The 18518-nt window shown below is 34.3% G+C and carries 23 protein-coding genes; 17 read left to right on the plus strand and 6 right to left on the minus strand.

Going from position 1 to position 18518, the window contains the following annotated elements; all coding sequences use genetic code 11:
• Positions 1-249: 249 nt before the first annotated feature.
• The 7 genes from J2S25_RS18880 to J2S25_RS18910 all read left to right on the plus strand — a co-directional run bounded on the left by J2S25_RS18880 (position 250) and on the right by J2S25_RS18910 (position 7877).
• Positions 250-1089, plus strand: coding sequence for a polysialyltransferase family glycosyltransferase (locus J2S25_RS18880; RefSeq protein ID WP_307192612.1), 840 nt, complete (start codon positions 250-252; stop codon positions 1087-1089).
• Positions 1090-1725: 636 nt separating this feature from the next.
• Positions 1726-3012, plus strand: a complete 1287-nt coding sequence (locus J2S25_RS18885; protein WP_307192613.1) for a flippase — start codon at positions 1726-1728, stop codon at positions 3010-3012.
• Between the two features lie 486 nt (positions 3013-3498).
• A complete protein-coding gene (locus tag J2S25_RS18890; RefSeq protein WP_307192614.1) occupies positions 3499-4596 on the plus strand; it encodes an N-acetylneuraminate synthase family protein in 1098 nt (365 codons plus the stop codon).
• An 8-nt stretch (positions 4597-4604) separates the two neighbouring features.
• Complete coding sequence (gene neuC, locus J2S25_RS18895; protein ID WP_307192615.1) at positions 4605-5735, plus strand: UDP-N-acetylglucosamine 2-epimerase; 1131 nt, start codon at positions 4605-4607, stop codon at positions 5733-5735.
• 14 nt (positions 5736-5749) lie between these two features.
• Positions 5750-6436 carry an acylneuraminate cytidylyltransferase family protein gene (locus J2S25_RS18900; protein ID WP_307192616.1) on the plus strand — a complete coding sequence of 229 codons (687 nt, stop codon included), beginning with the start codon at positions 5750-5752 and terminating at the stop codon, positions 6434-6436.
• Positions 6437-6519: 83 nt separating this feature from the next.
• Entirely contained in the window at positions 6520-7515 is a 996-nt protein-coding gene (gene galE, locus J2S25_RS18905) for a UDP-glucose 4-epimerase GalE (protein WP_307192617.1), read from the plus strand.
• Positions 7516-7541: 26 nt separating this feature from the next.
• A complete protein-coding gene (locus tag J2S25_RS18910) occupies positions 7542-7877 on the plus strand; it encodes a hypothetical protein (protein WP_307192618.1) in 336 nt (111 codons plus the stop codon).
• A 99-nt stretch (positions 7878-7976) separates the two neighbouring features.
• Here the strand turns inward: J2S25_RS18910 and J2S25_RS18915 are convergent, their stop codons facing one another.
• A complete protein-coding gene (locus J2S25_RS18915; RefSeq protein ID WP_307192619.1) occupies positions 7977-8216 on the minus strand; it encodes a hypothetical protein in 240 nt (79 codons plus the stop codon).
• Positions 8217-8295: 79 nt separating this feature from the next.
• On the opposite strand from J2S25_RS18915, the gene J2S25_RS18920 reads away from it, so the two are divergent.
• Positions 8296-8703: a hypothetical protein gene (locus tag J2S25_RS18920; RefSeq protein ID WP_307192620.1), complete on the plus strand. Its 408-nt coding sequence runs from the start codon at positions 8296-8298 to the stop codon at positions 8701-8703.
• 386 nt (positions 8704-9089) lie between these two features.
• Here J2S25_RS18920 and J2S25_RS18925 read toward each other — a convergent pair whose 3' ends face one another.
• Positions 9090-9353: a hypothetical protein gene (locus J2S25_RS18925; protein WP_307192621.1), complete on the minus strand. Its 264-nt coding sequence runs from the start codon at positions 9351-9353 to the stop codon at positions 9090-9092.
• Between the two features lie 38 nt (positions 9354-9391).
• Positions 9392-9628 (minus strand): helix-turn-helix domain-containing protein, encoded by a 237-nt coding sequence (locus tag J2S25_RS18930; RefSeq protein WP_307192622.1) that lies wholly within the window; start codon positions 9626-9628, stop codon positions 9392-9394.
• Between the two features lie 638 nt (positions 9629-10266).
• Here J2S25_RS18930 and J2S25_RS18935 point away from each other — a divergent pair.
• The 9 genes from J2S25_RS18935 (at position 10267) to J2S25_RS18975 (ending at position 17175) form a co-directional block, all read left to right on the plus strand.
• Entirely contained in the window at positions 10267-11220 is a 954-nt protein-coding gene (locus J2S25_RS18935; protein ID WP_307192623.1) for a tetratricopeptide repeat protein, read from the plus strand.
• A 14-nt stretch (positions 11221-11234) separates the two neighbouring features.
• Positions 11235-11528, plus strand: coding sequence for an NUMOD4 domain-containing protein (locus J2S25_RS18940; RefSeq protein ID WP_307192624.1), 294 nt, complete (start codon positions 11235-11237; stop codon positions 11526-11528).
• Between the two features lie 31 nt (positions 11529-11559).
• A complete protein-coding gene (locus tag J2S25_RS18945; protein WP_307192625.1) occupies positions 11560-11799 on the plus strand; it encodes a hypothetical protein in 240 nt (79 codons plus the stop codon).
• A gap of 19 nt (positions 11800-11818) precedes the next feature.
• Positions 11819-12064: a hypothetical protein gene (locus J2S25_RS18950; protein ID WP_307192626.1), complete on the plus strand. Its 246-nt coding sequence runs from the start codon at positions 11819-11821 to the stop codon at positions 12062-12064.
• Between the two features lie 216 nt (positions 12065-12280).
• Positions 12281-13312, plus strand: coding sequence for a hypothetical protein (locus J2S25_RS18955; RefSeq protein WP_307192627.1), 1032 nt, complete (start codon positions 12281-12283; stop codon positions 13310-13312).
• Positions 13313-13641: 329 nt separating this feature from the next.
• On the plus strand, positions 13642-14124 hold the full coding sequence (locus J2S25_RS18960) for a hypothetical protein (RefSeq protein ID WP_307192628.1): 483 nt from the start codon (positions 13642-13644) through the stop codon (positions 14122-14124).
• A gap of 71 nt (positions 14125-14195) precedes the next feature.
• Entirely contained in the window at positions 14196-15125 is a 930-nt protein-coding gene (locus J2S25_RS18965) for a DUF2971 domain-containing protein (protein ID WP_307192629.1), read from the plus strand.
• Between the two features lie 64 nt (positions 15126-15189).
• Complete coding sequence (locus tag J2S25_RS18970; protein ID WP_307192630.1) at positions 15190-15969, plus strand: hypothetical protein; 780 nt, start codon at positions 15190-15192, stop codon at positions 15967-15969.
• A gap of 300 nt (positions 15970-16269) precedes the next feature.
• Positions 16270-17175: a recombinase zinc beta ribbon domain-containing protein gene (locus J2S25_RS18975; protein ID WP_307192634.1), complete on the plus strand. Its 906-nt coding sequence runs from the start codon at positions 16270-16272 to the stop codon at positions 17173-17175.
• Positions 17176-17217: 42 nt separating this feature from the next.
• On the opposite strand, the gene J2S25_RS18980 is transcribed toward J2S25_RS18975, so the two are convergent.
• The 3 genes from J2S25_RS18980 to J2S25_RS18990 all read right to left on the minus strand — a co-directional run bounded on the left by J2S25_RS18980 (position 17218) and on the right by J2S25_RS18990 (position 18398).
• Positions 17218-17706, minus strand: a complete 489-nt coding sequence (locus J2S25_RS18980; protein ID WP_500684438.1) for a PIN domain-containing protein — start codon at positions 17704-17706, stop codon at positions 17218-17220.
• Positions 17707-17859: 153 nt separating this feature from the next.
• On the minus strand, positions 17860-18123 hold the full coding sequence (locus J2S25_RS18985) for a hypothetical protein (protein ID WP_307192632.1): 264 nt from the start codon (positions 18121-18123) through the stop codon (positions 17860-17862).
• A gap of 38 nt (positions 18124-18161) precedes the next feature.
• Complete coding sequence (locus tag J2S25_RS18990; RefSeq protein ID WP_307192633.1) at positions 18162-18398, minus strand: helix-turn-helix domain-containing protein; 237 nt, start codon at positions 18396-18398, stop codon at positions 18162-18164.
• Positions 18399-18518 lie beyond the last annotated feature (120 nt).

Below are 18518 nucleotides of genomic sequence, written 5' to 3' on the forward strand. Positions count from 1 at the left end.
GAAATGTTTCGAATTATATATGGACATTATAATCGACTAATTCTGGACAGGCAATACCGTCAACTTTCGGAAATTTAAGAGTGTCATAAACACTATGAAAGTGAAAGAATTGTTGAGGAAATAAAAAAACTAGATATTTTTGAGAAAGTATATGAACATTTACCTACGGATTATGGTCAGAATAAATTAGTTAGATACGCTAATATATTTAGTGATTTTATGTTTCCGAGGCAAGCTGTAAAAAAATATATGCTAAATAAAGAGAAAGTGGATTTTAATCAATTTAATAAACTTGTAGTATTTAGTTTTTATCATTTTACTGTTTGGTCAATAAATAGTTGCAATAAAAGTAATAAAGATTTAACTGTAGATTTAGTTGAAGAAGGTTTGGCTATTTATATAACAAAAGATATTAAATCTATGCTATCTAAAAAGTTCCGTTTCTTTTCTGATGTATTCAATATAGGTAGCAGTAGAATAAATGTTGATAGAATTTACACGTATAAGCCGAACCTAGTATGTGAAAATGATTATTGTAATGTGGTTAAACAACTCCCTGATATTAAAAATGAAAGTGATACTCATAAAATATTAGAAAAAATATTTCAAAAGAATGATTATTTTTATGGTGGTTTTAATATTGTATTTTTATCACAATATCCACTAATAAAAGAAGCAGAAGAGGTGGAGAGTAAAGCCTACAATTTATTCAATAAGTATTTTAATAAGGATGAAATTTGTGTGAAATTACATCCTTCAGATGATCGTGAACATAAGGAATATAAAAATGTAATTAAAGATTCGAATATGTGGGAAATTACAGTTTTGAATGATGATTTTGATAATAAAATTCTAGTTTCAATAAATTCATCTGCAGCATTAACGCCAAAACTTATATACGATAAAGAGTTGACAGTGATATTACTTTATAAACTTGGCAATTGTATAAACCCTAATACAGATTATAGTGTATTTGAAAGTTTCAAAAACTCATACGGAAATAAAGGAAAATTATTTATACCAGAATCCTATGAGGAACTAGTGCAAATTATTACTGGTTTGAAAGAAAAGACCACTAAATCATCATGAAAATGAGTTCTAGGTGCCTAGTCACTTGTTGAATTTTACCAATTGTAAATAAATTAAAACATCATATAAGAATAGGCATTTAAACAGAAGTGAAGTTTTATATAGCGAAAATTGGTATTATAGTTCCTATAAAAAATGTTAATAAATTTCCTAAACGTAGTATAGAAAGTATATAAGCTGAGCACTAAAAGATAATATTATTAAATGTTGGTTCTATGGGTAATAATTTTGTAATTTGTAGAAAATATCAGCCTTAGATAATGGCGAATTATCCTAAATAAGAAAAAAGCATAGGTGTCGGAAAACTTTCAGGTTATTGACAATAACGGTAAAAGCATACTTCGATTATTGGAAGAACCGAAATTTTAAATTGATGTTTGCTTAACTGCCATTATTGGGAGGATAATACTAAACTGCAATACAGTACTAATAGATTTGCCAGGAATTGAACATATGGATTAAATTAATAGAAAAAGATGTTGTTATGGTTGCAAAGAACCATAATGATTTAGCGACATGTATAAAGAACTATAAGGATGGTTCATATTCAATGACTTTTTCTTTAGTGAAAGTGTTAATAGAATGAACTAATTAAATCTGTACTTGAATAATTCTTTGGCTATTAGGACGTGAAGAATGAAATTAAAAAGAATAATACAATTACCATTGATTCGTTCAGTGGGCATATATACAGTAGCCAGTATATTAAATAGTGCAATCCCATTTTTACTTTTACCAATTTTGACAAGATATCTCACCCCTGAAGATTATGGTATTGTTTCGATGTTCGGGGTATTAGTAAGTCTAATTACGCCATTTATAGGGTTAAATATTCAAGGAGCAGTACAAAGGGTTTACTTTAAAAGAGAAAAAATAAATATTAAAATCTATATTACGAATTGTATTTATATTCTATTATGTAGTACCGCAGTAGTTTCACTAATATTTTTCTTGTTTTCAGGATATATTGCTAAGATTACTTCACTGCCTGAAAAGTTGCTTTTTGTTGCTATAGCGATTGCCTTTGCGCAGTTTATTTCAAGTATTGTTTTGGTACTTTGGCAAGTACAAATAAAACCAGCTCAGTATGGGGTTTATCAAATATCTACCACTTTACTTAACGCTTCATTGAGTATATGGTTAATAATTTCATTAGGGATGGCATGGCAAGGGAGAATATTAGGTCAGTTAGTTTCATTCTCTTTATTCGGTGTAATAGGCATTCTAATTTTACGGAAAGACAAATGGCTAAAAATTAAGTATAACCGTTCATACATTAAACATGCACTTAGTTTTGGTGTTCCCCTAATTCCCCACGCGGTAGGTGGGGTAGTTATGACTATGACGGATAGAATATTTATAACAAATATGGTAGGGATAGAAGCTACTGGTATTTATACTGTTGGGTTTCAGATTGGAATGATTATAAACATACTGGCTACATCATTTAATCAAGCATATGTGCCTTGGTTATTTGCTCAATTAAAAGCCAATATCTATACAAAAAAATTAATGATTGTAAAAATGACCTACTTTTATTTTGGAATAATAATTTTTTTGGCATTGGGGCTATCTTTTTTCGCCCCTTGGTTTCTAGACTTCTTTGTAGGAAAGGAATTTTCAGGGTCTAGCGTTTTTATTATATGGATTGCAATTGGATATGCATTTAATGGGATGTATTTTATGGTAACAAATTATATATTCTATGCTGAAAAAACTGCAATACTAGCGTGGATAACTTTTGGGTCCGCTATTTTAAATATTGGTCTGAATTATGTGTTTATTAGCAAGTATGGAGCTATTGGGGCTGCACAAGCCACGACTATTATTTATTTTATTAAATTTATTTCAACATGGATTTTGGCAGCAAGAGTATATAATATGCCTTGGCGTCTGAAAAAAAATGAAAACTATATTGGGTGAATGAAAAGATATTATAAAAATGCACCTATATTTTGCTACTCAACTTTCGCAGACTGAAATAGGCAGGCAAACCTTGATATAGCTAAGTAAACCCACAATCCAGCGTTATAGTTGACTTATGATTAATTTTTGCATTTTTTTGTTGCTCCTTTTTATGGCATCATCAATAAGCTTGATTAATTGCGGTAGTATTATAGCCTAATCGAGTTTCTTATATGTTTTAGCACTTTAAGTTCATTAAAAGTAGAAGCTAATTTATTTGGTAGTTATTTGTTTTAATAATTATCCGTTATTAAACAGGAGGGGACATATCCTCTGTATGATAAATGTGATTTCCGACAAATCGACTATACCAAGCGTTGGGGTGTTTTTCATGCCTTATTTTTTAAGTCAAGCGCCATACCTCAACAGATATGTACCCTACAAGGAATTGCATTAATCATTTTAGCTTAGTGCAAAAGTTGAGTTACTATAAAAGTATTTAAAATGAACTTCAATATTTATAAAGAAGGGTTGGGAAATAAAATGGATAAGCCTATGATTAAGATTGGAAATAGGAAAATTGGAGAAAAGTATAAACCTTTAGTTATAGCAGAAATAGGAATCAATCATGAGGGAAGTCTTGAAGTTGCAAAAGAGATGGTAGATGCGGCATATAATGCTGGTGCTGAAATAATAAAACATCAGACTCATGTTGTTGAAGATGAAATGAGTAAAGAAGCGAGAAAAGTAATACCGGGTAATACAGATGTATCTATTTATGATGTAATGGAAAGATGTGCTCTAAATGAAGAAGATGAAACTGAACTAAAAAACTATGTTGAGTCTAAAGGGATGATTTTTTTAAGTACTCCATTTTCAAGAGCAGCAGCAGAACGACTAGAAAGAATGGAAGTTTTAGCTTATAAAATAGGTTCTGGTGAATGTAATAATTATCCACTAATTGATTTGATTGCTTCTTTCGGTAAACCAATGATAGTTTCTACAGGTATGAATGATATTAAAAGTATCAAAAAGACTGTTGCTATTCTAGAAAAACATAATGTCGAGTATGCTTTACTTCATTGTACTAACTTATATCCAACCCCGCCACATTTAGTAAGACTAGGAGGGATGCAGGAGTTACAAAGAGAATTTCCCGATGCGGTAATAGGATTATCGGATCATACTGTAAATAATAATGCTGCACTTGCTGCCACAGCTCTTGGCGCTTCTATCTTGGAGAGACACTTCACAGATTCCAAAGATAGAAAAGGTCCAGATATTCTGTGCTCTATGGATCCTATTGAACTGAAAGAGTTGATTGATGGTAGCGTAGAAGTTTCCCAAATGAGAGGTGGAAAAAAAGAAGCTGCTAAGGAGGAACAAGTAACAATAGATTTTGCTTTTGCTACCGTGGTAACTACCCAAGATTTAAAAGTAGGAGATGTTTTAACTAACGAAAATATTTGGGTTAAGAGACCTGGTATTGGTGAAATAAAGGCAGATGATTACCATAATTTACTTGGGAGAAAAGTATTAAGAGATATTCCAAATGATGAACACTTAAGTTGGGAGGATCTTGATACTAAGATAGGTGGGTAATGTGAAAAATGGAAAAGATATTATTTTTAACTGGCACAAGGGCTGATTATGGAAAAATAAAATCATTAATGAAAAAAGTTGATGATAATGTAAAGTTTGAATTGAATATCTTTGTTACAGGTATGCATATGTTGTCTAAATATGGTTTGACATGGAAAGAGCTTGAAAAAGATGGTTTTCGAAACCTGTATAAATTTATAAACCAGCAGTTAAATTCTTCAATGGATATAGCTTTAAGTAACACAATTTTAGGATTAAGTAACTATGTACATGAAATGAAATCAAATCTAATAGTAGTTCATGGAGATAGGCTTGAAGCCTTGGCTGGAGCAATAGTGGGAGCGTTTAATAATATTAAAGTAGCTCATATCGAAGGTGGAGAGGTTTCAGGAACCATTGATGAGTCCATTAGGCACTCAATAACAAAGTTATCTCATATTCACTTTGTGAGTAACGAAGAAGCAAAAAAAAGAGTCATACAATTAGGGGAAGCTGAGGAAAATATTTTTATTATAGGATCCCCTGATATTGATATAATGACATCGAGAAACTTACCTACTCTTCAACAGGCAAAGGAAAGGTACGATATCACATTTGAGGAATATTCTTTAGTTATGTATCACCCTGTAACCACAGAGGTTGAGAAATTGAATCTCCATGTTAAACACTTTGTAGATGCGTTAATAGCTTCAGAAAGGAATTATATTGTAATTTATCCTAATAATGATGAAGGCACCGATACAATATTAACAGAATATAAAAGGTTTGAGGGAAATTCGCATTTTAAAATTTTCCCATCTATTAGATTTGAGTACTTTTTAACCTTAATGCAAAGTACTAAGTTTATGATAGGTAATTCGAGTGCTGGAATTAGAGAAACTTGTGTTTACGGAATCCCATCTATAGATATAGGTAATCGTCAAAAAAATCGGTATAATCTTAGAAATGCTAAAAGTATAATTCATGTAAATGAGGATAAACAAGAGATTCTTAATGCAATTCATAGTTGTAATGAACTGGATATTACTCCATTGTCAATGTACGGTAATGGGAGAAGTGATGAAAAGTTTATTGAAATATTAGAAGGTGACCGTATTTGGAATTTAGAAATTCAAAAGAGGTTTAATGATATTGAATAAAATAGGGTGATGTTGTGTATAGAGATAAATCATTTATAGGTATTGTACCGGCTAGGGCCGGCAGTAAGGGAATTCCTAATAAGAATATTATAAATATAAACGGTAAACCTTTAATTCAATACACTATTGAAGAAGCCAAAACGTCTATGTATCTTGATGAAATTCTAGTATCTACAGATAGTCATAAGATAGCGGAGATTTCAAAAAAATGTGGGGCTAATGTTCCTTTTCTAAGACCAGTTGAATTGGCCGATGATACAGCTAAAACAATCGATGTAATAATTCACGCTTTGGAAGAACTTAATTGTTTGGGGAAATCTTATGATTATATAGTTTTACTACAACCTACCCAGCCGTTAAGAAAAGGCTGGCATATAGATGATGCAATTAAAAAGATAATTGACGATAAACATGATGATTTAGTTAGTGTTTCTGAGGTTTCAGAGCACCCAATTCTATTTAGAACTATAGACCAGACTGGCAGATTGCATAATCTGTTAAATGTAGAAAGTACCGTTAGAAGGCAGGAATTTACTAAATATTATAAGGTGAATGGCGCTATATATATTAATAATATACGTAAATTATCTTCAAATACTAGCTTAAATGATAATACATTAGCTTATATTATGGATAAAGAATATGATCTAGATATTGATGAACCAAATGATATAGAATTGTTGAAAATCAATACTAAGTAGGAATTGATCATTAAAGTTATTCATAGAATAAATTTATGTTCTTTTGTTTGTTTTTTCAATTGAAGAGAGGTGAACTAAGTCTAATGAATATACTGGTAACAGGTGGCGCTGGATATATAGGATCACATACTTGTATCGCTCTTTTGGAAGCAGGACATTCAGTCATTATAGCTGATAATCTTTCTAACAGTAAGCGTGAAACTGTTATGAAAATTATGGACATTGCGGATAAAGAAGTTACATTTTACGAAATTGATGTAACAGATGCAGAAGCTGTTGATATTATTTTCAGAAACTACAAGATTGATGGAGTTATTCACTTTGCTGGTCTTAAAGCGGTTGGTGAATCTGTAGAAAAACCACTAGAATATTATTATAATAACATCGTAAGCACAATGGTTATTACAAAGGCTTGTCAGAAATATGGTGTAGATCGTTTTGTCTTTAGCTCATCTGCAACAGTGTATGGAGATAATAAAGTTCCTTTTGTAGAAACAATGGATCTCTTACCAACGACTAATCCTTACGGTGAAACGAAAGCCATGAGTGAGCGGATACTTACTGATATTGCAAATGCAAACCCTGCTTTTTCAGTTTCAATTCTTCGATATTTCAATCCAGTAGGAGCTCACGAGAGTGGATTAATTGGTGAGGCTCCTAATGGAATTCCCAATAACCTAATGCCCTATGTAACTCAAGTGGCAAAAGGGAAACTTGAGAAATTACGTGTGTTTGGAAATAATTACCCAACGGTGGATGGCACGGGGGTCCGAGATTATATTCATGTATTGGATCTTGCTGAGGGTCATGTTGCTGCATTGGAAAACCTAACTGAAGGTGTTCATGTTTATAACTTGGGAACCGGAAAAGGTACAAGTGTACTAGAGTTAGTGAAAGCTTTTGAAGAAGCTAATGATATTGAAGTCCCTTATGAAATCGTGGATCGGAGACCTGGGGATATCGCTTCATGCTATGCGGATGCTTCAAAGGCAAAGCAAGAACTAGGATGGACAGCTAAGCGTGATATTATTGCCATGTGTCGTGATGCATGGCGATTTGAGAAGAATTATAAGGAATAAATTGGTAGTGTAATAAGGAGGAGTCTATGAAAACGAAAACTGTTATTACTAAACAGGGTTATCAATTTAGAATAGATGCACAAGAAGTAGCCCCAACAGTACCTGAGTATAGAATGGAGTTTTACGTTGACTCTCCCATCCAGAAATGCTTAATTCTTAGTTTAACACATCAAGCCGCTTTATTATTGGCAGCTGAAGACCCTGGCTTTAATCCTATTGATTGGCTCTGGGACAAGGGCTGTGAAATGATTCAGGGGGCGGCTGAGATTAACCGTCTTGAAAATGGGGATTTCGTTATATTTGAAAGACATGTTAAGCTGAAAAATCAACTTTCAATTGATCAATTAGAAAAAAGAGCCTAATGAAATTGTAGCGATGTGTCTTGATTTATGACGTTTTGGTAAGAAACTTGACAAGCGATAGACAACCACATCCTTTAGGTGGATATGGTTGTCTATTTATTATTCATTTTTATATTTTATGGTTTTTCCATCTGTTCTGTCGTTAATTTTTGTAACTCTTGGAGTTATACATGCTCTTGTACGATACTCTTTGTTGCAATCAGGACAATAATATTCTTCCGATTCATTGTGGCCATCTTGTAATTCCACTTGAACTCCATACTTACAGCCACAAAAATCACAAATTTCTTCATGATCACTTCCGAGGTAAGGATTTCTAGCCGTCCAATCAGATGCCATACTAACACCTCATTCAATAATAGATTTAGTAATATAGTATCACGGTTTTTACAATATAAGAATGAAAAAAAGGGGGAAAATGATGAAACTTAATAAGTTAGATGAACTATTTCTGACAAATTGGATTAGCCTAAATTTTAAGGAATGGAATGAGTCTGATATTAGAGAGGATTTTATTGCCCCGCTTCTTAGAATATTTGGTTATAGTAAAGGGACTGTCAACGATATTATTCGGGAAAAGAGTCTTAGACTATCTAAACCATTTCATAGAATAGGGCGTAAAAATGTTTCCATTGATTATATCCCTTCTGTACGGCTTAAGTCATTTTGGATTATTGAAGCTAAACCAGGCAAATCGATTGGAGAAGGGACACAGGGACAGGTACCTTGTCCCACCATTTTTTTACAACTGGCATGGTGTGGTGGTTACATGCATGGGGGCATGGAGGCGTGGGGTGTGGGTGTCGGGTGGTGTGAGAATGAATAAACAAAAATCCGCCTGGGCTATGTGTTTTGGCGGATTTTTTGTGATCGGGTTATTCTAAGTCTTTTGTGCTGTAGGATTTATTTTCATTTATTGTCGCGAATTGGTTTTTCTTTAAAGAGATTTTGCTGGGTTCCACTTCTCTGGCGAAGATGGAGGCGACGTTCATTGTGTGGATGGAGCCTTTGCTTGGAAGGGACACAGGGACAGGAGAGGGACACAGGGACAGGTACCTTGTCCCACCATTTTTTTACAACTGGTGTGGTATGGTGGTTAGATTCGAGGGTATGGAGGCGTGGGCTGTGGGTGTCGGGTGGCTGGGTGGTGTGAGAATGAATAAACAAAAATCCGCCTGGGCAATGTGTCTTGGCGGATTTTTTGTGATCGGGTTATTCTAAGTCTTTTGTGCTGTAGGATTTATTTTCATTTATTGTCGCGAATTGGTTTTTCTTTAAAGGGATTTGGCTGGGTTCCACTTCTCTGGCGAAAATGGAGGCGACGTTGATTGTGTGGATGGAGCCTTTGCTTGTGGAAAGATAGCCGTCAGCATAGCGCTCGATTTGCATGAGAAGATGCTCCATTGATTTAGTTTTGACATATAGTTCTTGAGTGAAGTCTTGAGAGTGTGATACATATAAGATAAAATATTTCATCTTGACGCCTCCCTGGGAAATAAGTGGTACAGATATTATTATAACTTCTGACTATCTTCTTCGGCTGCTTTAACTAAATCGGATGTGAGCATGTTCAGCGCGTCTGCAATAAACACTAGTTTCCCTAAAGTGGGATCATGGACATCATTCTCAATCTTGCTAATGTATTCTCTCGATAAGCCGCTAAGGAAAGCAAGGTCTTCCTGGTTCATTTTTTGTTCATCTCGCAGCCGCTTCACTGTCTTACCTATGTATAGGGTTCGCTGATTATTCAAGAAAAATCTCCTTTTACCCCATTACATAGCGGAAGGCAAACTTTCACCATGAAGTATACTTCACAAAAATTGTGAAATTTAAAGGAGTAGAGACCGGTTTCTCGTCCTACCATATTTTACAGTTGCTGGAAAGGACACAGGGACAGGTACCTTGTCCCACCATTTTTTTACAACTGGTATGATATGGTGGTTAGATTCGAGGGGCATGGAGGCGTGGGGTGTGGGTGTCGGGTGGCTGGGTAGTGTGAGAATGAATAAACAAAAATCCGCCTAGGCAATGTGTCTTGGCGGATTTTTTGAGATCTGTAGATTGCCATGACTGAGTGCCACTTGTAAGAGGGACACAGGGACAGGTTCTGTATATAGTAATCTAAAAGTGGGCCACCGGAGTCATTGAAAATTCCCCCAGTGTTATAATAACCCTGCAGAGATAATTCCATTTTGTGGGGAGCCTGGAGAGTTGATTACATTGAATAAAAAACAAGAGGTATTACTAAAGTATTTAAGGGAAGGGAGATCACGAGGAGTTAAATTATGTAAAAATAAAGGTATTATTGCATACATGTCGTAATCTATTTTATAGATGGGCTGTTATTATATTCGTTTAATAAGGGGTGAGCAAAATAGGACTATTTAATTTGTTTAAAAAAGGTAGCGTAAAGGCAACTCAAAAGCCCAAGGTGAAGAATGATCTTAGAATTTCAGGATATACAGATGGTGATTATTTTATTTCAATCGATTCGAAAGATTTTTTTGGTAAAGCGGTATCATCACCTAGTGGGAAATATCTTATTGCGGCACACAAGAAAGATTTAGTGGTAGTTGATCACCGCAAAAATGAGCTAGTTTATGAGTATACTTTTAAAGGTAATTTAAGTTCATTTGATTTACTCATCACGGATGACCTATATTATATAGTTATAGATATTAGCAATTCACAAGAGTTAGTTAACGAGTTTTTTTGTTTCGGACCAAATGGAAAGCCTGTTATAAAGAAGAAAGTAAATGCCAACGTACAATCATTTGGCATATCAGAGGATAGAAGGTATGTTTGTTGTCAAAATGCAAATAATTCTGATCACCCAGATGGAGGTAGCCTATTACTCTTTGATACAAAAACCAATGAATTATTACATAGATGGACCCCTGAAACAGGATGGGCTGACTACTATACCTTTGATACCAGAGATAAGAACATTATCCTTCATTATGATGATAAGGGCCAATATCGTTATACATTTTCAGGTGAACTAGTAGATAAAGAACAATGGGACCAGACACGGTTGGGAACACTAAATGGTTATCAGTTAATAAATATAGCTGAAGAAAAGATAAATAGCTTAGAGTCTTCATCCAATAACCAATTGCAACTAAGCGATTATCAGCCTGTTATTGAGTTATTGGCTGCTGCAGTAGAGAAAGATATATCTTCGTATCAAAAGGCTATAGCATATAGACGCTTAGGCGAAATTTATCATACATTTAATGATAATATAAATGCGTTAGAAAACTTAAAACGTGCAATTGAGAATAACCCTAAAATTGGTGTGATGAGAATGATTAGTAAGCTAGAAAAAGAAATAGATGAATGAGGAGCAGTATAAAGATGAATGAGCAAAGAAAAGAAATACAGGGTTACAAGGGTCTTTATGAAATTACAGAATCAGGTAAAATCATTTCATTAAGACAGCAACGACCGATGGCTAGATGTAATGATGAATATGGATTCCATATTGTTAAGTTAACGAACGATGAAGGGAAAGCGGAAAACCATAATGTTTATGATTTGTGGAAAGAGGCATTTAAAGGTTCTAACAAACGTGAATTCAAAGGTACCTTAAAACCGAAGTATGGTACTGGATGTAAAATATTAAGAGATGATGATATTCATTTTAACTAAGAAGTGTCTGATATAAAGGGGAGTTTTTGGAATGAATTCTCACCAGGTAAGTGTTGCAGCCGAGTCCTATACTGCTACTCTTTTTGCATGGGCAGGTTTTGACGTCTCAGTACAATATGGTGCAAACCAACCGGAATACGACTTAGTTGTTGTATGTGGAGAAAAAATGCTAAAGGTATCTGTAAAGGGTAGTAAAGATGGTGGCTGGGGTTTAACTCAAAGCCACAAAAAAGATAAATCTTATTCTGAAGCGATTAGACTTATGGGTTAACAAGCATACGGGTAATACCGTGGTAAGTTTGGTGCAATTAAAAGGTGTAGACTTAGAAAAAGGTCAATCGCCTAAAGTCTACTTGGCCACACCTGAAGAAATAGGAGAGCATATGAAAAAGAGTAGGGGTGGGCAGGGTAACACGATTTCAAGGGTAAAACATACTTGGAATAGTGGAGTTGCCAAGGGTCAAACCGATCAAATTCCGATTGGATGGGAATTTAGTAAAAAAAGGATTCAAGAGTTGATTGATAACATAAATTGAATTTAGCTGGGAACGGTTTTACGAATGAGGAAAATAAATAGTACCTCGCCGAGTTAGCGTCTATTTTTTAGATGGCTATTTGGTGGGTTATTTTTATTGTATTGTTTACAGAAGGATATGGTTTTTTATGTTGTGGAAAAATTAACCATGCACAGAGATAATTATGTTGAAATGACAAGTGGTGTGAAGGTCAAATAAATTAGGGGTGATGTTCAAATGAGAGAATCTTTGACATATGCAGATTTTAGCAAACTTTATAAAGAAGATCCAATTGAGGCTTTGAATCTAATAAATGAGGGAAGAAGACATAGTAAAAAAAATTTGATTAGGAGTATTCATAGAATTTTGGAAAAGAAATTAAATGAAGGGAATACACTGAAAGAATTTTATGAGCTACTTTCTCTTGAAACTGAAGCTAGCCCCTGGAATCTATTGAATACTTCACATTCACTAAAAGAAAAAATAGATGAAGCTAAAGGAGTTTATCCCTTTACTGATGGTAGGTGGCACGTCTATTGGCCAGACGATGCATATATAAATATCGAAGGAAGACTTTTAAACAATATTGGTATTTCACCTTATGTCTTTGAGAAGTTCTTTAGGGTTTATAACCCTGCTAGTGAATTTAACCATAGCCAAGAAGTTACGATAAAATATGAAAAAAAAAACTATGAAGCAAAAATATTATATGAAAATGAGGGAGATGGCTTTTTACAATGGAATGAGGAGTTTGTTGAAATGTTACAAACGCTCTTTTCTGAATATTATTCACCAGATGAAAATAGCAGTAACTTTTATTATGAACCTAAACTTCGGGCTATGAGAAGGGGCGAATATAAAAACATTAATTTACATTTTTATATTGATAGGATATTTATTATTGTGAATAAAAATTCTATACAAGGGTTGGAAGTACCTATATCCGTTGTGAAACTGTTTTTTAGAGCATATGAAAACCTTAAAGGTAATGATAAGCTTCAATTGAACTTTAAGGTGGAGAAAAAGGAATTCAAAGGATTTATTACAATACAAAGCGGGCGGTACATATTAGAATGGGATGAAAAACTTTTAAAATTACTAAAACAGAATATTGAGGATGAAGAGCTAGAACTTGATTTAGTGTGGGACAATGGACCTGCCTTCACATGGATTGTTAAATTAAATAAAGTTAGTAGAAAGCAGAGGGAAAAGAATACTTTGCAACAGATAGAAAAAACACAGGACGATGCAAAGTATCAAACCTTGTAAAGAACAGTACCGACACCCCATATTTCTTATTAGAAAGTTTTACTGATAACAAAAGAACGGTCAGAGCCCACCATATTTACACAAGAATTGGAGACACCAATACCGATATAGATAAAAGTGCAGATATAAACATTATCGAGTACCTATGGAAAAAAAGATTTTTACTTACAAGATCTCCCTTCGAACAATTAATAAAGAGACTTGAAAAAAAGAGTGAGTGGAAACAGGATGGCTATACATATTTTAATATCTATAATCCTGAATATACCATTACAATTGATGATGACGATGACGACGACGACCTCACTCCTGAGTTCTATTGTTATGCAATGACGAATGAGAAGGCTGCGTATCAGTCTATAAGTGTAAATTATTTTGGGACAAAGCTGTATGGTACACAAGCAGTTATATTGGATGGTGGTAGATATTCCACACCAGTACCAGAATGGGGATTTATACATTTTGATAAATATAAAATACATTCGGACTATGCTTTCAAGTATTTCCCTAAGAATGATCCTTCCTTTAAGTTAAATGAATTTCTGTATGACGATAAAAATGGAGAAGAGCGAGATGCACGTAGGAGATTATTTGAGGTTGTTCTCTTATTTGAAGATGTTAATGAGAAAGAAAAATTTCTGGAATATGTACAATTAAACCCAAACGATTTCACCAAAAAGTTTAAAGCATTTGAGGGGGAGTATTCCTGGATTGAAACCCATAACCACCGTAAAGATGAACAGATAGTGAGTAGATTAAAAGTGGGGAAAGTTCTGAATCAAATGCTTTCAGAGTATAGAAGTAATCATTAGTGAAAAAAATCATATGAAATGAATATATTGACAGCGATATAAAGCTTAAAAATCAGTGGGAGGGGCCATCGATGCATACATTGGACTATATTATAAGTAAAGCTGCAAGAGAAGATCTTAAGCATTTAATGGGAAGTAGCACCAGCGCAGAACAAAGGAGGCTTCTTGACGTTATAAACCTTCCAACCTCTTTGTATAAATATACTAGTATTAATGAATATAGCGTTATGAATTTAAAAAATAACAGTATTACTGCAACCATACCTACAGAGTTCAATGATTTATATGATTCTACGATGCACTTCGATACTTATAAACAAAAGTTAGAACAGATCCGAAGGCTGAACGAGACAGCTGGTGAAATAGGGTATGAAGAAATAATTGATTATGAGGCAGCAAATCAACTATTAAAAGGTTCAGCGGAAGAGGATATATTTAAATCGACTTATTTGACTAAGGCGTTTAGAATAACTTCGTTAAGCTCAAACAATAAAGATATTAAGATGTGGAGTCATTATGCAAACAATAATAAGGGTATTTGCATAGAGTATAATTTCAGACAAAATTTTCATAGACTTGCAGATTTCATATACCCAGTCATATATATGGACAAGCCTATTGATGTCACAGAAATGTTTGAAAATGACCCAAAAATAGATTTAGCAGTTTTAAGTTCAGTCGTATCTAAGTTTAAAGATTGGGAACATGAAAAGGAATGGAGAATTGTATTGTATATTGGTTACCATAGCAATGAGAAACGAATACCGGTGCAAAATTTGCCAATACCAAGTTGCATCTATTTGGGAAATAAGTTTATAGATAATTATGAGAGGTGCAAGGAAGAGCGGAGTGAAGAAAGTGAAAAAGAACTATTATTCATAAATGAATTTTTACAATATGTGAAAAGGAAGAGTATTAGTTTAAAAAAGGCTAAACCTCAGATGCGGAGTTATTCTTTAGAGTTTGAGGATATTGATATTAACGATATCTTGAATAATTGATAAGAAATAGGTGCTAAGATATTGGGGAGTCTTTGAGTTAATTTCTGATCAAAGAGGTGGTTAAATGACTTTGGGTGTAAGTCATGATGAAAGTCGTATTTATTTTAAACAAGAGCAAGGTAGTTTTTTTGGGTATACAGATTATACACATGAACTTTGGAAGAAGATTTCAAGCGTAAATTGGTACGTCTCGCAAGCAGACATAGATAAAGGAAATAAAACTTATATCTACACAGGTTCAAGTAAGTTTGACGGCTACAAAAAGCTACATCAAGTAGTAATGATCCATTGGTATGGTATAGAAAAGTTTACAGAAGCATATGAAAATGACTTTATTGTTGAACATCATGATAATGATGCATTTAATTGCTTAATTGAGAATTTATCGTTTGCTCCAAATAGTGTTAACCTGGCAAAGGCACATACTTATGATAAAGAAAGAAAAGAAGCTTTACCTTTAGTGGCCATTAACTTTTTCAAAGATTTCACAACTCAAAAATACCAAATAACACTTGGATTTAATAAGGATTTTAAAATTCGTATGAAAGATGGCACTGAAAAAGGTGTTACAGTTATAAGGTTAGTTTATAACGATGACTTCAGGATCGTTTTTCAAGACGCTTCGAATCTGTTATATAATTTAACGAAGTATTTAAAATTCGATTTGAGTAAATTACAACACATAGATATGGAAATTACTGAGTCTAAATATATATTTTTTAGCAACGGTGAAGAGATACCTGCAGGGATAGAGGTAGATGGGAAATTTGTGATGGTATTAAGCGATCATACACGATTAGTATCCGTATCTCCAAATAAAAACCTATATAAAAAAAGAAGTTAAAATTAGCGAAGTAGTTTTGATAATGACCAAAAATATAAATGGATATTAATTTTACTTTTAAATCCAACTTAATAATGGAGTATATTACCTTAATGAGATTTCCTAGTTCATCGCCTTTCTGGTGATGGGCTTATTTTTTTGTCCTTCTTTAAATACATCTACACCGCATAGTAATCAAAACTGCATTTTGATGATGACGAAAAGATAAAAAACGTGAATTTTATACTAGAATTAGTGTTTTGGATTCGGGAAGAATCTAGATTTTGATTTTTTATCTTTTTCGCATCAAGGGGCTGCGTACTGTATCAGCAAACGTATGTGAAGGATCCATTTACGAGAAAACAAGTGGTTAACAAAGGGGAACTGCCCCAATATTATATTGAGGATAACCATCCAGCGATTATTACACTGGAAGATTGGGATAAGGTCCAAACCATCCGAAAGTTGAACCAACCTAAAGTAACTCGTCCCTCAGTCAACGCTCCACAGCCATTTCGCCAGACTTTTCGGTGCGGTGAGTGTGGAGGGATTATCAGTCAGTACGAAAATTACGATAGACAAAAGGATGCAATCAAGAAGAAAGCCCGACGTTATTGGAGATGTAGGGTCGCCAATGGTAAGAACTTTTCCGGTACATGCACTTCCCCGAGTTTTCGTGAAGAATATGTGGAGCATAACTTTATGAGTGCTTTGCTAGAAATGAAATCAAATGATCTCCCTCAACTTGAAGCAGAAGCTGTATCGGAAAGAACAGACCTAACTAATAAAGAACATAGCGAGATCGAAGAAATAGAAATAATGATGGAGCAACTCAACCAGGAATTATACGAAGCGGTAGATGAAGAGCTGAATCAAGCTGGACAAGATACAAAGCAGGTTGAAGCCTTAACGAATGAAATCGTGCAGTTGAAACATCAACTTGATGCGTTTGAGGAACGACAAGAACAAGCGGCAAAGTACCGAACTGAATTAGAGTGGCTTATGAATGAGCTAGAGGACATACCAGAGTTTGATCCACTGAAGCACCGCATTGCTTTCAGAGCGGATATCTTTGAACGGCTTGTAGAAAGTGGGACCATTCATCCCGATGGTCGGATTGTCTATAAACTCTCCACAGGAATTGAGTGGGAGTGTTATCTTGAAAATAAACTAGCTTATAAATTAAAGGTGAAACGACCGAGAAGAAAGAGAAGCAAAGCAAAGTAAAGTAATAAAAAAGTCAGGTTTTCGTATAATTGAAAGCCTGACTTAAATAAAGGGATATTGTTCATAAACTTGTTTTTTCAGTTTTTCAGAAAGCCTACATGTGCATTCATTGAAAAGTTTGATGATAAGCTTCCTAAACTCACTTTCTGAAAGAATACCATGTTCGAAACAACAAGAAAGAACCCCTATCGTTCCCGTGTGCTCAATGTTATATTCGTCACATGTTTCCTTTATCCTTCTTTCATTAGAAGTACATAGGACTGCTTTTTCATATGCTATTACAATAACCTCTACATCATATTCAGATAACTTCTTTTTAGATTCGGATATTTCAAGAAATAAACCAAAGGCTGTTTCCGTGCTAAAATTAGTTAAGTTATATTCCAATTGTTCTAATTGTTCCGCTTCAAACTCCCTAATTTCATCTTCATAGATACTCTGAGGTATTAGCACTAATGAAAATAATTCATTGAGTAAACCTATACTTTCAAGTTCTATGAAATCACAAATAATGAAGGGACACAGGGACAGGTACCTTGTCCCACCATTTTTTTACAACTAGTATGATTGGGTGGTTACATACAAGGTGGATGGGGTGTGGGGTGTCGGGTGGTTGGGTGGTGTGAGAATGAATAAACAAAAATCCGCCTGGCAATGTGTCTGGGCGGATTTTTTGTGATCGGGTTATTCTAAGTCTTTTGTGCTGTAGGATTTATTTTCATTTATTGTTGCGAATTGGTTTTTCTTTAAAGGGATTTGGCTGGGTTCCACTTCTCTGGCGAAGATGGAGGCGACGTTGATTGTGTGGATGGAGCCTTTGCTTGTGGAAAGATTGCCGTCAGCATAGCGCTCGATTTGCATGAGCAGATGCTCCATTGATTTAGTTTTGACATATAGTTCTTGAGTGAAGTCTTGAGAGTGTGATACATATAAGATAAAGTATTTCATCTTGACGCCTCCCTAGAAAATAAGTGGTACAGATATTATTATAACTTCTGACTATCTTCTTCGGCTGCTTTAACTAAATCGGATGTGAGCATGTTCAGCGCGTCTGCAATAAACACTAGTTTCCCTAAAGTGGGATCATGGACATCATTCTCAATCTTGCTTATGTATTCTCTCGATAAGCCGCTAAGGAAAGCAAGGTCTTCCTGGTTCATTTTTTGTCCATCTCGCAGCCGCTTCACTGTCTTACCTATGTATAGGGTTCGCTGATTATTCAAGAAAAATCTCCTTTTACCCCATTACTGTTTATGACACTCTTAAATTTCCGAAAGTTGACGGTATTGCCTGTCCAGAATTAGTCGATTATAATGTCCATATATAATTCGAAACATTTCGAC

Origin of the sequence: Mesobacillus stamsii (assembly GCF_030814065.1) — a bacterium.
Taxonomy (GTDB): Bacteria; Bacillota; Bacilli; order Bacillales; family Cytobacillaceae; genus Mesobacillus; species Mesobacillus stamsii.